At 60.9% G+C, this 13488-nt stretch carries 14 protein-coding genes; 9 read left to right on the forward strand and 5 right to left on the reverse strand.

All coding sequences use genetic code 11. From position 1 onward, the window contains the following. Positions 1 to 11: 11 nt before the first annotated feature. Complete coding sequence (bkdR, locus tag PMI24_RS08665; RefSeq protein ID WP_007952904.1) at positions 12 to 500, reverse strand: Bkd operon transcriptional regulator BkdR; 489 nt, start codon at positions 498 to 500, stop codon at positions 12 to 14. A gap of 185 nt (positions 501 to 685) precedes the next feature. Between bkdR and PMI24_RS08670 the strand changes: the two genes are divergently transcribed. The 5 genes from PMI24_RS08670 to PMI24_RS08690 all read left to right on the forward strand — a co-directional run bounded on the left by PMI24_RS08670 (position 686) and on the right by PMI24_RS08690 (position 6870). Beyond that, positions 686 to 1921: a 3-methyl-2-oxobutanoate dehydrogenase (2-methylpropanoyl-transferring) subunit alpha gene (locus PMI24_RS08670; RefSeq protein ID WP_007952906.1), complete on the forward strand. Its 1236-nt coding sequence runs from the start codon at positions 686 to 688 to the stop codon at positions 1919 to 1921. Between the two features lies 1 nt (position 1922). Further along, the gene (locus tag PMI24_RS08675; RefSeq protein ID WP_007952909.1) at positions 1923 to 2981 is read left to right on the forward strand and encodes an alpha-ketoacid dehydrogenase subunit beta; all 1059 of its coding nucleotides are present in this window, start codon (positions 1923 to 1925) and stop codon (positions 2979 to 2981) included. After that, on the forward strand, positions 2982 to 4262 hold the full coding sequence (locus PMI24_RS08680; RefSeq protein ID WP_007952911.1) for a dihydrolipoamide acetyltransferase family protein: 1281 nt from the start codon (positions 2982 to 2984) through the stop codon (positions 4260 to 4262). A gap of 4 nt (positions 4263 to 4266) precedes the next feature. After that, on the forward strand, positions 4267 to 5640 hold the full coding sequence (gene lpdA, locus PMI24_RS08685; protein WP_007952912.1) for a dihydrolipoyl dehydrogenase: 1374 nt from the start codon (positions 4267 to 4269) through the stop codon (positions 5638 to 5640). 210 nt (positions 5641 to 5850) lie between these two features. After that, positions 5851 to 6870, forward strand: a complete 1020-nt coding sequence (locus PMI24_RS08690; RefSeq protein ID WP_007952913.1) for a branched-chain amino acid aminotransferase — start codon at positions 5851 to 5853, stop codon at positions 6868 to 6870. A gap of 52 nt (positions 6871 to 6922) precedes the next feature. Here the strand turns inward: PMI24_RS08690 and PMI24_RS08695 are convergent, their stop codons facing one another. Beyond that, on the reverse strand, positions 6923 to 7762 hold the full coding sequence (locus tag PMI24_RS08695; protein WP_007952914.1) for a TIGR03915 family putative DNA repair protein: 840 nt from the start codon (positions 7760 to 7762) through the stop codon (positions 6923 to 6925). Then, positions 7759 to 8979 (reverse strand): putative DNA modification/repair radical SAM protein, encoded by a 1221-nt coding sequence (locus PMI24_RS08700; protein WP_007952915.1) that lies wholly within the window; start codon positions 8977 to 8979, stop codon positions 7759 to 7761. The genes PMI24_RS08695 and PMI24_RS08700 overlap by 4 nt, the downstream gene beginning before the upstream one ends. A gap of 262 nt (positions 8980 to 9241) precedes the next feature. On the opposite strand from PMI24_RS08700, the gene PMI24_RS08705 reads away from it, so the two are divergent. Then, positions 9242 to 9985, forward strand: coding sequence for an SDR family NAD(P)-dependent oxidoreductase (locus PMI24_RS08705; protein WP_007952917.1), 744 nt, complete (start codon positions 9242 to 9244; stop codon positions 9983 to 9985). On the opposite strand, the gene PMI24_RS08710 is transcribed toward PMI24_RS08705, so the two are convergent. After that, complete coding sequence (locus tag PMI24_RS08710) at positions 9982 to 10743, reverse strand: ArsR/SmtB family transcription factor (protein WP_007952919.1); 762 nt, start codon at positions 10741 to 10743, stop codon at positions 9982 to 9984. The two genes, PMI24_RS08705 and PMI24_RS08710, sit on opposite strands and share 4 nt — an antisense overlap. 79 nt (positions 10744 to 10822) lie before the next feature. Here PMI24_RS08710 and PMI24_RS08715 point away from each other — a divergent pair, with 79 nt between their 5' ends. The 3 genes from PMI24_RS08715 to PMI24_RS08725 all read left to right on the forward strand — a co-directional run bounded on the left by PMI24_RS08715 (position 10823) and on the right by PMI24_RS08725 (position 13023). Further along, the gene (locus PMI24_RS08715; RefSeq protein WP_007952921.1) at positions 10823 to 11923 is read left to right on the forward strand and encodes a cytochrome P450; all 1101 of its coding nucleotides are present in this window, start codon (positions 10823 to 10825) and stop codon (positions 11921 to 11923) included. A 437-nt stretch (positions 11924 to 12360) separates the two neighbouring features. Next, complete coding sequence (locus tag PMI24_RS08720; protein ID WP_007952923.1) at positions 12361 to 12732, forward strand: DUF6124 family protein; 372 nt, start codon at positions 12361 to 12363, stop codon at positions 12730 to 12732. A gap of 9 nt (positions 12733 to 12741) precedes the next feature. Next, positions 12742 to 13023, forward strand: a complete 282-nt coding sequence (locus tag PMI24_RS08725) for a hypothetical protein (protein ID WP_007952929.1) — start codon at positions 12742 to 12744, stop codon at positions 13021 to 13023. An 85-nt stretch (positions 13024 to 13108) separates the two neighbouring features. Here the strand turns inward: PMI24_RS08725 and PMI24_RS08730 are convergent, their stop codons facing one another. Further along, positions 13109 to 13447, reverse strand: a complete 339-nt coding sequence (locus PMI24_RS08730; protein WP_007952931.1) for an FKBP-type peptidyl-prolyl cis-trans isomerase — start codon at positions 13445 to 13447, stop codon at positions 13109 to 13111. Positions 13448 to 13488: the final 41 nt, after the last annotated feature.

Raw genomic sequence — 13488 nt, forward strand, 5'->3', positions numbered from 1 at the left:
CTGCATCGCACTCAGTTACCCAGCGTCAAGCCATTCGCCGGCAACGGCAACGCCGTCTTGTAGCGCACCTGCTTGAGCGCAAAGCTTGACCGGATGTTCGCCACGCCGGGGACTTTGGTCAGAAAATCCATCATGAAGCGTTCGAGCGCCTGAATGGTCGGCACCAACACCCGGATCAGATAGTCCGGGTCGCCGGCCATCAAGTAGCACTCCATGACTTCCGGCCGATCGGAAATCGCCTCCTCGAAATGCTGCAGAGCTTCTTCCACCTGTTTCTCCAGGCTGACGTGAATGAACACGTTCACGTGCAGCCCCAGCAGGTCGGCATCCAGCAGGGTCACCTGCTCGCGGATCAGCCCCAGCTCCTCCATCGCCTTGACCCGGTTGAAGCACGGCGTCGGCGACAGATTGACCGAACGGGCAAGGTCAGCGTTGGTGATGCGCGCGTTCTCCTGAAGGCTGTTGAGAATGCCGATGTCGGTACGGTCCAGTTTGCGCATGAGACAAAACCACCTGTTTTTTATGTTTATGCAGAATTTCTATCTGCAAATGATCTCCAGCGCAACGAAACAGAGAGAAATATTCTTCTTGCCCGGGCCTATGATTGTTGTAGGACAAGATTTCTTTTATCGAAGAATGACTGCCAGCTCACTACAAGAAATTCACAAGATCGAGCGTAGAAGCCATGACCCAAGCGTATGAACCGCTGCGTCTGCACGTCCCTGAACCCTCGGGCCGCCCAGGCTGCAAAACCGATTTCTCCTACCTGCATCTGACCGATGCCGGTACGGTGCGCAAACCTTCCATCGACGTAGAACCCGCCGACACCGCCGACCTGGCCCGTGGCCTGATCCGCGTGCTCGACGACCAGGGCAACGCCCTCGGCCCATGGGCCGAAAACGTGCCGGTCGAGATCCTGCGCAAAGGCATGCGTGCCATGCTCAAGACCCGGATCTACGACAACCGCATGGTGGTCGCCCAGCGTCAGAAAAAAATGTCGTTCTACATGCAGAGCCTTGGCGAAGAAGCCATCGGCAGCGCCCAGGCCCTGGCCTTGAACATCGACGACATGTGCTTCCCGACCTACCGCCAGCAAAGCATCCTGATGGCCCGCGACGTACCGCTGGTCGACCTGATCTGCCAACTGCTGTCCAACGAGCGCGATCCGCTCAAGGGCCGTCAGTTGCCGATCATGTACTCGGTCAAGGACGCGGGTTTCTTCACCATTTCCGGCAACCTCGCTACTCAATTCATCCAGGGCGTGGGCTGGGGCATGGCCTCGGCGATCAAGGGCGACACCAAAATCGCCTCGGCCTGGATCGGCGACGGTGCCACCGCCGAATCGGACTTCCACACCGCCCTCACCTTCGCTCACGTTTACCGTGCGCCGGTGATCCTCAACGTGGTCAACAACCAGTGGGCGATCTCGACCTTCCAGGCCATCGCCGGTGGTGAAGCCACCACCTTCGCCGGACGCGGCGTCGGTTGCGGCATCGCCTCGCTGCGGGTCGATGGCAACGATTTCTACGCGGTCTACGCCGCGTCCGCCTGGGCTGCAGAACGCGCCCGCCGCAACCTCGGCCCGACCATGATCGAATGGGTCACCTACCGCGCCGGCCCGCACTCGACCTCCGACGATCCGTCCAAATACCGTCCTGCCGACGACTGGAGCCACTTCCCGCTGGGCGACCCGATTGCCCGCCTGAAACAGCACCTGATCAAGGTCGGCCACTGGTCGGAAGAAGAGCACGCCGCCGTCAGCGCCGAGCTCGAAGCCGAAGTGATCGCCGCACAGAAACAGGCCGAACAGTACGGCACTCTCGCCGGCGGCCAGATTCCAAGCGCCGCGACCATGTTCGAAGACGTCTACAAAGAGATGCCGGAGCACTTGAAGCGCCAGCGTCAGCAGTTGGGGATCTGACATGAACGATCACAACAACAATATTCAGTTGGAAACCGCCATGACCACGACCACCATGACCATGATCCAGGCCCTGCGCTCGGCCATGGATGTGATGCTTGAGCGTGACGACAACGTTGTGGTGTTCGGCCAGGACGTCGGTTACTTCGGCGGCGTGTTCCGTTGCACCGAAGGCCTGCAGACCAAGTACGGCACCTCGCGGGTGTTCGACGCACCGATCTCCGAAAGCGGCATCGTCGGCGTCGCCGTGGGCATGGGCGCTTATGGCTTGCGCCCGGTCGCCGAGATTCAGTTCGCCGACTATGTGTATCCAGCCTCTGACCAGATCATTTCCGAAGCCGCCCGTCTGCGTTATCGCTCGGCCGGCGAGTTCACCGCTCCGATGACCCTGCGCATGCCTTGCGGCGGTGGCATCTACGGCGGCCAGACCCACAGTCAGAGCATCGAGGCGATGTTCACTCAGGTCTGCGGCCTGCGCACCGTCATGCCTTCCAACCCGTATGACGCCAAAGGCCTGCTGATCGCCTCCATCGAAAACGATGACCCGGTGATCTTCCTCGAGCCTAAACGCCTGTACAACGGCCCGTTCGACGGCCACCACGACCGCCCGGTAACCCCGTGGTCGAAACACCCGGCCGCGCAAGTACCGGACGGTTACTACACCGTGCCGCTGGACGTTGCCGCCATCACCCGTCCGGGCAAGGACGTGACCGTGCTGACCTACGGCACCACCGTTTACGTATCGCAAGTTGCGGCTGAAGAAAGCGGTGTTGACGCTGAAGTCATCGACCTGCGCAGCCTGTGGCCGCTGGACCTGGAAACCATCGTCAAATCCGTGAAGAAAACCGGCCGTTGCGTCGTGGTTCACGAAGCCACCCGCACCTGCGGCTTCGGCGCCGAACTGGTGTCGCTGGTGCAAGAGCATTGCTTCCACCACCTGGAAGCGCCGATCGAACGCGTCACCGGTTGGGACACCCCCTACCCGCACGCGCAGGAGTGGGCGTATTTCCCTGGGCCGTCCCGAGTGGGCGCGGCGCTGAAACGGGTCATGGAGGTCTGAATGGGCACGCACGTTATCAAGATGCCGGACATCGGCGAAGGCATCGCAGAAGTAGAACTGTCGCAGTGGCACGTAAAAGTTGGTGATCTGGTCGTTGAAGATCAGGTGCTGGCGGATGTGATGACCGACAAGGCGATGGTCGATATTCCCTCGCCAGTACACGGTAAGGTGATTGCACTCGGCGGTCAGCCGGGTGAAGTGATGGCGGTCGGCAGTATCCTGATCAGCATTGAGGTTGAAGGCGCCGGCAATCTGAAGGAGTCGGACAAACCGGCGCCTGTTGCGGCGAAAGAAATACCCGTCGCAGCCAAAGTTGAAGCTGTCGTTGAAAGCAAACCTGCTGTTGCCGCAGTGCGTCCGGCGGCTGCCGTTTGCCAGGGCCCGCTGGTTGCCCGCGAAGCCGATGAGCGTCCGCTGGCTTCGCCGGCCGTGCGCAAACATGCGCTGGACCTGGGCATTCAATTGCGTCTGGTGCGCGGCTCCGGCCCGGCCGGTCGCGTATTGCACGAAGACCTCGACGCCTATCTGGCGCAAGGTCAGTCGAACGCTTCGGCGCCGGTCGCCGCCGCGTACGCCCAGCGTAACGATGAAGAACAGATTCAGGTTATCGGCATGCGCCGCAAGATTGCCCAGCGCATGCAGGACGCCACTCAGCGTGCCGCGCACTTCAGTTATGTCGAGGAAATCGACGTCACCGCGATTGAAGAACTGCGTGCCCACCTGAACGAAAAACACGGCGCCAGCCGTGGCAAGCTGACCTTGCTGCCGTTCCTCGTGCGCGCACTGGTCGTCGCCCTGCGCGACTTCCCGCAGATGAATGCCCGTTACGACGACGAAGCCCAGGTCATCACCCGCCTCGGCGCGGTGCATGTCGGCGTCGCTACGCAAAGCGATGTCGGCCTGATGGTGCCGGTGGTGCGTCACGCCGAGGCGCGCAGCCTGTGGGACAGCGCGGCGGAAATCTCCCGTCTGGCCAACGCCGCCCGCAATGGCAAGGCCAGCCGCGATGAACTGTCCGGCTCGACCATCACCCTGACCAGCCTCGGCGCCCTCGGCGGCATCGTCAGCACCCCGGTGCTGAACCTGCCGGAAGTGGCGATCGTCGGCGTCAACAAAATCGTCGAACGCCCGATGGTCGTCAAAGGCCAGGTGGTGATCCGCAAGATGATGAACCTCTCCAGCTCCTTCGATCACCGCGTGGTCGACGGCATGGACGCGGCGCTCTTCATCCAGGCCATTCGTGGCCTGCTCGAACAACCCGCGACCCTGTTTGTGGAGTGATGGCATGCAAACTCTGAACACCACGCTGCTGATCATCGGCGGCGGCCCCGGCGGTTACGTGACGGCCATTCGCGCCGGGCAACTGGGCATTTCGACCATTCTGGTCGAGGGCGAATCGCTGGGCGGCACCTGCCTGAACATCGGCTGCATTCCGTCGAAAGCGCTGATTCACGTAGCCGAGCAGTTTCACCAGACTCAACACCACAACCAGCATTCGGCACTGGGCATCAGCGTTTCGGCGCCGACCCTCGACATCACTAAAAGCGTTGAGTGGAAGGACGGCATCGTTGATCGCCTGACCACCGGCGTCGCCGCATTGCTGAAGAAGCACAAGGTTCAGGTCATCAATGGCTGGGCCAAGGTCATCGACGGCAAGACCGTAGAAGTCGGCGACACCCGCATCCAGTGCGAACACCTGGTGCTGGCCACCGGTTCGAAAAGCGTCAACCTGCCGATCCTGCCGATTGGCGGGCCGATCATTTCGTCGACCGAAGCGCTGGCGCCGAAATCGGTTCCGAAACGTCTGATCGTGGTCGGCGGTGGTTACATCGGTCTGGAACTGGGCATTGCCTATCGCAAGCTCGGCGCCGAGGTCAGCGTGGTCGAGGCGCAGGATCGAATCCTGCCGGCCTACGACGCCGAACTGACCCAACCGGTGCACGATGCACTGAAGCAACTGGGCGTTAAGCTGTACCTGAAACACAGCGTATTGGGCTTCGACGGTACGTTGCAGGTGCGCGATCCGAACGGCGACACCCTGAACCTGGAAACCGATCAGGTGCTGGTGGCCGTTGGTCGCAAACCCAATACCCAGGGCTGGAACCTCGAAGCGCTGAACCTGGACATGAACGGCTCGGCGATCAAGATCGACAGCCGCTGCCAGACCAGCATGCGCAATGTCTACGCCATCGGCGATTTAAGCGGCGAGCCGATGCTGGCCCACCGCGCCATGGCTCAGGGCGAGATGGTTGCCGAGCTGATCAGCGGCAAAACACGCGAATTCAACCCGACCGCCATTGCTGCGGTGTGCTTCACCGACCCGGAGCTGGTGGTCGTCGGCAAGACGCCGGATGAAGCCAAGGCGGCGGGACTTGACTGCATCGTGTCGAACTTCCCGTTCGCGGCCAATGGCCGGGCGATGACGCTGGAATCGAAAACCGGTTTCGTGCGGGTGGTCGCTCGTCGGGACAATCATGTGATTGTCGGCTGGCAGGCGGTGGGTGTCGGGGTGTCTGAGCTGTCGACTGCGTTCGCGCAAAGCCTGGAAATGGGTGCGCGACTGGAAGACATCGGCGGCACCATCCACGCGCACCCGACCCTGGGTGAAGCGGTGCAGGAAGCGGCGTTGCGTGCGCTTGGGCACGCGTTGCACGTGTAACTCTCGGTCGCAGATCATTCCCACGCTCCGCGTGGAAACGATCAAAAACCCGACGCGGGGGAGTTTTTTCATAAGCAGGCTAATAAATCTGCTGCTCCCCCCATCGCCCGGGCTGCGAAACCGCTCAAGAATGAAGTATTGTTGTGCCCATCCAAAAAAACGTCAGAAGCCTTGAACCGCTTCGGCGGTTGTTCAGTGATAGAGGGTGTCATGGGTAACGAAAGCATCAACTGGGACAAGCTGGGTTTTGACTACATCAAGACCGACAAACGCTATCTGTCGTACTTTCGCAATGGCGAGTGGGACAAAGGCACCCTGACCGAAGACAACGTGCTGCACATCAGCGAAGGCTCCACTGCCCTTCACTATGGCCAGCAATGCTTCGAGGGCCTGAAGGCCTATCGTTGCAAGGACGGCTCGATCAACCTGTTCCGTCCGGACCAGAACGCCGCGCGCATGCAGCGCAGCTGCGCCCGGCTGCTGATGCCGCATGTGTCCACCGAGCAGTTCATCGAAGCGTGCAAGGAAGTGGTTCGCGCCAACGAGCGCTTCATCCCGCCTTACGGCACCGGCGGCGCGCTGTACCTGCGCCCGTTCGTGATCGGCGTGGGTGACAACATCGGCGTGCGTACCGCACCTGAGTTCATCTTCTCGGTGTTCGCGATCCCGGTCGGCGCCTACTTCAAGGGCGGCCTGACCCCGCACAACTTCCAGATCTCCACCTTCGACCGCGCCGCGCCACAAGGCACCGGTGCCGCCAAGGTCGGTGGCAACTACGCCGCCAGCCTGATGCCGGGCTCCCAGGCCAAGAAGGCGCACTTCGCTGACGCCATCTACCTGGATCCGCTGACCCACAAGAAGATCGAGGAAGTCGGTTCGGCCAACTTCTTCGGGATCACCCACGACAACAAGTTCATCACCCCGAACTCGCCATCGGTACTGCCGGGCATCACCCGTCTGTCGCTGATCGAACTGGCCAAGTCCCGTCTGGGCCTGGAAGTGGTCGAAGGCGACGTGTTCATCGACAAGCTGTCGGACTTCAAAGAAGCCGGTGCTTGCGGTACTGCTGCAGTGATCACCCCGATCGGCGGCATCAGCTACAACGACCACCTGCACGTGTTCCACAGCGAAACCGAAGTCGGCCCTGTGACCCAGAAGCTCTACAAAGAGCTGACCGGTGTGCAGACCGGCGACGTTGAAGCGCCAGCAGGCTGGATCGTCAAGGTTTGATCTGACGGCCAGATGTACAAAAGCCCCCATCGAGTGATCGATGGGGGCTTTTTCATTCGCCTCGCTCGTTGGCCTTCATGGCAATTCGCTTGCCCGCGCGACCGGCAATCCCGCTCGCCTGTCCGTTCTGCTGCTTGCCCATTCGCGCCTGGGTTATCAATCCGGGAATCAGCTCCCCCTCCGGCAGGTTCTTCCAGAACCGCGTCGGCAAATGCCCCTGCATGACTTTCTCGTTCAGCCGCGCCGGGTTGAAGATGTGGCTGTAGTACGTCAACCATAAGTCACCGTGGGGATCGTCGACGCTCTGCGCCAGTTGCTGCCATTCCACCGGGCACTGCCGTTGATGGATCAGTTGTTCGCCATCGTAATAAACCCCGTCGCGGGGTGTGGCGATCAGCCAACGATGCCGGCCCATGCGCCCGATGAAGTGTTCGCTGGCGCTGTGCAGAATGTCGTGGGCCGGTTCGTGCCACGCGACGTATTGCGGGCCCGGCAGCTCCGCCGGGCGCTCGATGAAACGCACGAACGCATGCAGGTGATGGGCTTCGCGCTGCACCTGCTTGATCCGCCGCTGCAACTCGCTGCCCAGTTTGTCGCCGGCCATCATTGCGGTGCGATCGCCGTGGCTGACTCGCCACAGCACTTCATACAGCAGGCTCCAGCGCTGATCGCCACGGTAGCGTGACGCTTGTTCCAGGGTGTCGAGCAACGCACGCGGGATCCGCGCCTGAAATGGCCCCTGTCCTTCCGGCACCGCCACGTCACTGGCAAACAGATCACTCACCCCTTCCGCCGCCCAGCTCACCAGACTCGGATCGATTTCATGGCTGAGCAGCCAGCGCGCCTGCTGACGCCAGCTGTCGAACAGGTCGTCACAATCGAGGTTGATCATCCCCACAGCCCCATCTGCTGCGGCATTGGTCGGTCGCGTAGTTGCTGATAGAGCATCTGGCTGGTGACCTCGGCCTGCTGCGGGTGGTAATCGCTGGTGATGATGAACGGCTTGGCCTTGGCCAGCACACAACGCATGCGCGCCACGTCCTCGTAGCGAATGCGCCGCTGCCGACGCAGTTCTACCAATCGCTCAGTGGTACGCAGGCCAATGCCGGGAATACGTGAGATCAGCGCCGGTTCGGCGCGGTTAAGATCAAGCGGAAACACATCGCGATTCTGCAGTGCCCAGGCCAGTTTCGGGTCGATGTCCAGCGCCAGATTGCCCGGCCCCTGAAGCAATTCACCAGCGGTATAGCCATAACCGCGCAACAGAAAATCCGCCTGATACAAGCGGTGCTCGCGCATCAGCGGTGGCGCGGCCAACGGTACGCTTTTCGGGCTGTCGGGAATCGGGCTGAATGCCGAGTAATAGACCCGGCGCAGACGGAAGTTGCCGTACAACGCTTGGGCACTGTGCAGAATGGTGCTGTCGTCGGTGTCATCGGCACCGACGATCATCTGCGTGCTCTGCCCGGCCGGGGCGAACTTTGGTGCGCGGGGTTCGTTGAGCACGGTCTGCACACCGGTGTAGATGGTGTTCATCGCCTGCTTGATCGAACCGATATGCTTCTCCGGCGCCAGCGTCTGCAAACTGGCATCGGTGGGCAATTCGATGTTGACGCTCAAGCGGTCGGCGTAACGCCCGGCCTCTTCGATCAGCGCAGGATCCGCATCGGGAATAGTCTTGAGATGAATGTAGCCACGGAATTCATGCTCTTCGCGTAACAGCTTCGCGACGCGCACCAGTTGCTCCATGGTGTAGTCCGCCGAACGGATGATCCCCGAACTGAGAAACAACCCGCTGACGCAATTGCGCCGGTAGAAATCCAGCGTCAGCGTCACCACTTCCTCTGGGGTAAAACGCGCACGCGGCACATCGCTGGAGCGGCGGTTGACGCAATATTGGCAGTCGTAGAGGCAGAAATTGGTCAGCAGAATCTTGAGCAGCGACACGCAACGCCCGTCCGGCGTGTAGCTGTGGCAGATGCCCATGCCATCGGTCGAACCCAGCCCGCTTTTGCCCTCGGAGCTGCGCTTGGGCGCGCCGCTGCTGGCGCAGGAGGCGTCGTACTTGGCGGCGTCGGCGAGGATGCTGAGCTTGTCGATGATTTGCATGGCACGGACTCGATACTGTTCGCATATACAGTATAGACAGCGATTGGCTCACACAAGGCGCAATGCCGCTCTTCGTCGGAATGTCGCACCGCAGGAGTCAGGTCAATTTGACTCAAAAGAAGTCAGATTGACTAGATTCCACAAGCGTCATAATGACTATCAACCCTGCGTAGCCCTTGATATTAAAGGCTGTCCGGCATGGCCCGAAAATTGACTGACTCCCCGTAGCCATTTGGCTGAAGACCAAAAACGGGAGTCGAACATGGATCATGTTTTTCAGGGCAAGCTTGCCGTCATCACCGGTGCCAGTTCGGGCATAGGCCTGGCTGCTACCGAACGTCTGCTGGATCAAGGCGCACGCGTATTGGCCATGTCGCGAAAACTCGGCGCACTGGCCGAACTGTTTAAGCGGTATCCGCAGCAACTGGTCTGGCAACCCGGCGATGTCACTCAACCCTCCGACCTTGCCGCTTTGGCCGATCAAGCTGCGCACCTCGGCCCGGTAAGTTTCGTGGTGCCCAACGCCGGCATTGCGGAACTGGCCGACGGGCTCGACAGTTCGGCGTTCGATCGCCAATGGGCAGTGAACGGCGCCGGCGCCCTGAACACCTTGGCCGCCCTCCGCCCGAACCTTGCAGACAAAGCGTCAGTGGTGTTCATCGGTACTTTTCTGGCCCAAATCAGTTTCGCGGGACTGGCCGCCTACATCGCATCAAAAGCGGCATTGATCGCCCATGCCCGAACCCTCGCGGTCGAGCTGGCCCCTCATGGCGTGCGCATCAATTGCGTCTCCCCCGGCCCGACCGCAACGCCGATCTGGTCAACGCTGGGCCTGAGTGACGAAGCGCTCGGGGACGTCGCCCAAGGCGTCAACAAACGACTACTAGGCGGACAATTCCTCGAACCTGCGGCAGTGGCCGACGTCATTCTTTTCCAGCTGGGCAATGGCGCACGCGGCGTCATCGGTCAGGACTGGGTGGTCGATAGCGGATACACCCTGAGCTAACGCGCATGCACCGATCCGGGCGTGGAATCAGCCAACTGGCGACCTGACGAATCCCGTCCGGACTCGGGCAAATCCAGACCCCAGCGCGATGACAATTCTCGGCGCCCTTGCACCGTCAACGTCAGCGCCCGACTGTCCAGATCCTGCGTTACCCATTTGCGCTTCAACGCGGTCTGTAAAAAAGCGGCCCCGAGCGAACCGCCCAAGTGCGGCCGACGCATGCTCCAGTCCAGGCACGGGCAGGCAAAGCGGCGGCGCATCGTCGACAGATCCTTGACCTCAATGCCCAGCCCCTCAAAAAACGCCTCGCCGCTGTCACTGAGGCGATAAACCTGCTCGTCGGTTTCCACCAGCCAACCGCTCTCCAGCAGGCGGTCATGCAGCAACACCGCGAGCGTCCCGGCCATATGGTCGTAGCAGGTGCGGGCGAATTGCAGGCGATCCGGCGTGTGCGGCTTGAAGGTCGGCGCGGGGTTCTGGCCGATCACCATCAGCGCTTCCAGCGCCTGGGCCACGCGTTTGTCGGCGAGGCTGTAATAACGGTGGCGACCCTGCACATGCAGGCGCACCAGCGCCAAATCCTTGAGCTTGGCCAGGTGCGCGCTGGCGGTCGAGGCGCTGACGTCGGCGAGGGTCGCCAGCTCCGTGGCGGTGCGGGCGTGGCCGTCCATCAGCGAGCACAGCATTTTGGTTCGCGCCGGTTCCGCGATGGCGGCGGCCACTTGCGAGACGCCGATGTCTTGATGTTCTGCGTGCATATTTCGCTCCCGGACGAATCATCGCCCTCAAGGACTGGAGATAGTAGCAACACTTTCCCCACCGACAAGGTTGCGATCCATGGACCCGATCATCGCTGCGACTCACGCCGATCCCTACCCCTACTACGCCGAACTGCGCGCGGCGGGTGGGCTGACCTTTCACCAAGAACTGAAACTGTGGGTTGCCAGTAGCGCCCGCGCGGTCTGCGCGGTGCTGGCGCATCCGGATTGCCGGGTGCGTCCGGTGCAGGAGCCGGTGCCCAAAGCTATCGTCGCTGGAATGGCGGGCAAGGTGTTTGGCCAATTGATGCGCATGAACGATGGCGAAGCTCAGCGCTGCCCGCGTTCGGCCATCGAGCCGCCGTTGGGGCTGTTTGATCGGGAAGAAGTCGGCGCTTTGGTGTCCGCGCGGCTGATAACGAACGACGCCGACGGCCTCTATAAAGCCATGTTTCGCGGCCCGGTGTGCGTGGTCGCCTCGCTGCTCGGGTTCACCCCGGCACAGGCGCGGGTCATCAGTGAACTGACGGCGGATTTCGCAGCATGCCTGTCGCCGCTGAGCAATGAACTGCAACTGGCGGCAGCCCATCGGGCGGCGGAGCAATTGCGCGGATACTTCATTGAATTGCTGGCGGATCCGAACCCGTTTCTCGCCGACATCCGCCAGCGTTTTGTCGGCGATGAGGACGTGCTGCTCGCCAACCTGATCGGCCTCTGTTCGCAGACATTCGAGGCTACCGCGGGCCTGATCGGCAATGCTCTGGTGGCGTTGCAGCGTCAGCCTGAATTACGCAACGCGTCAGTGGATTCGTTGTTGGCTGAAGTCCATCGCTTTGATCCATCGGTACAGAACACCCGCCGATTTGTGGCAAACAGCTGCGAAATCGATGGCGTGCGGCTCGAAGCAGGCAACGTGATTCTGGTTTTGCTCGCATCGGCCAATCGCGACCCGGCACTCAATGAAAACCCGGATCGCCTTATGCCGGATCGCCCGAATCGCCGCAGCTTCACGTTCGGCAGCGGTCGGCATCAATGTCCCGGACAGACGCTGGCAATGACGATCGCCAGCGCCACGCTCACCGAAATCCTCGCCCGCGACATTGATCCAGGGCGATTCGCGTGGCACTACCGGCCTTCGCTGAATGGGAGAATTCCAATGTTCAGCATTGTCGGTGCATGAACATTTGCCATAGCGAGAAAGCTCGCTCCCACAGGGAATTTGAGAGAGCGCACAACCCTGTGAGAGCGAGCTTGCTCGCGATGGCAGACTGAAAAATGAAGCATCATTTTGCCGTCATCCGAGAGGCTACATCGCCTTGCGCCTTTGCCTACAACTACGCCAGAATCCGCCGGCTTGTGCGGCTTGGGGCCTGCCAGTAACTTGATTCGCATCACTGAATGGTCAGTGAACGGGTTTAGTCGCTCGGTGCTTTTTCTCAAGTTCGCAAGCTGTCATTCAGTCAGGTATCTCTACGCCTGTACTCAATGGTAGCTGTGCGCAGGGCGCCTTCGGGTGCGCCGGTAATGCTTGGGTACTGGTCGACTAACCTGCGTACAGCTGCCACCTATTGTTTAGTCGCAAGAACGTGTCAGCCTCATTTTGAGGTTACCCAGCAAATGTTCAAACACGTACCCGATCCACCCGAAACAGACGTACCTAACGAGTCCGACCCAACTTCGCCCTACTCCTCCACCGATTCAAAAAAACTCCACGAAGCCGCCGAGCGCGCCCTCGACCATTACCTGAAACCCACCGCCCCGAAACAACACTGCCCCGGCCGCATGTTCCTCGTCGCCCCCGACCTGGATCAACATGCCCTGCTGGCCCACGCCTGCGAATCGATGACTTCGGCCAGCGTGATGCTCAGCGACTTCGCCGCGCTGCTGGACCCGCCCTATCGCAGCACCGTGCTGGGCATCGCCCAAGTGGTGATGTGTGGCGAACTCGCGGTGAACCGGGCGCTGGACACTCTCGATGCCACGACCTGAGGAACACCCATGGAAAGCAAATCCGATGCACACATCGTCGCCGCCCTGATCTCCATCGGCCTCAACGAGAAAGACAGCCAGTGGGCCCAAAAAGCCTGCCTGCTACTGCTCGAGAGCGAAAGGAAATCCATCGTCAGCGCCGCACTCACCGCCCTCACCCAACTCGCCCGTGACCATGGCGAACTGGACCGCAATCGCCTGCTGCCGGCACTCACCAGCGTAAAACGCAGATTTCCAAGCCTGACCGGCACGGTCGCCGCGACGCTGGATGAGATGGCGATGGCTGCGTAATAACCTGGGCACAAGGCAAGAAAAAACCCGCTGTATCCGTGAAGGGAGGCAGCGGGTTTTTATGACTTCAGCAATGAAACGGTCATCAATCCTCCCGCGTCAAAACCTCAAGCAACTCAATCTCGAACACCAGATTCGAATTCGGCGGAATCTTGCCCATCGTCCGCTCGCCGTAACCCAAATGCGCCGGCACCAGCAGCTTGCGCTTGCCGCCAACCTGCATCCCCATAATCCCCTGATCCCAACCCTTGATCACACGGCCCGTACCGATCACACACTGAAACGGTTTGCCCCGGCTCCAGGACGAATCGAATTCGGTGCCGTCTTCCAGCCAACCGGTGTATTGGGTGGTGATCAACGCGCCTTTGACGGCGGCTTTTCCGTCACCGGGCTGAAGATCGATTATCTGCAGTTCATCATTCATAACATTCGCTCTATTGTTCCGCTGGCCGCCGTTTTCCCAGA

The sequence above is a fragment of the Pseudomonas sp. GM25 genome (genome assembly GCF_000282255.1).
GTDB classification, from domain to species: Bacteria; Pseudomonadota; Gammaproteobacteria; order Pseudomonadales; family Pseudomonadaceae; genus Aquipseudomonas; species Aquipseudomonas aphyarum.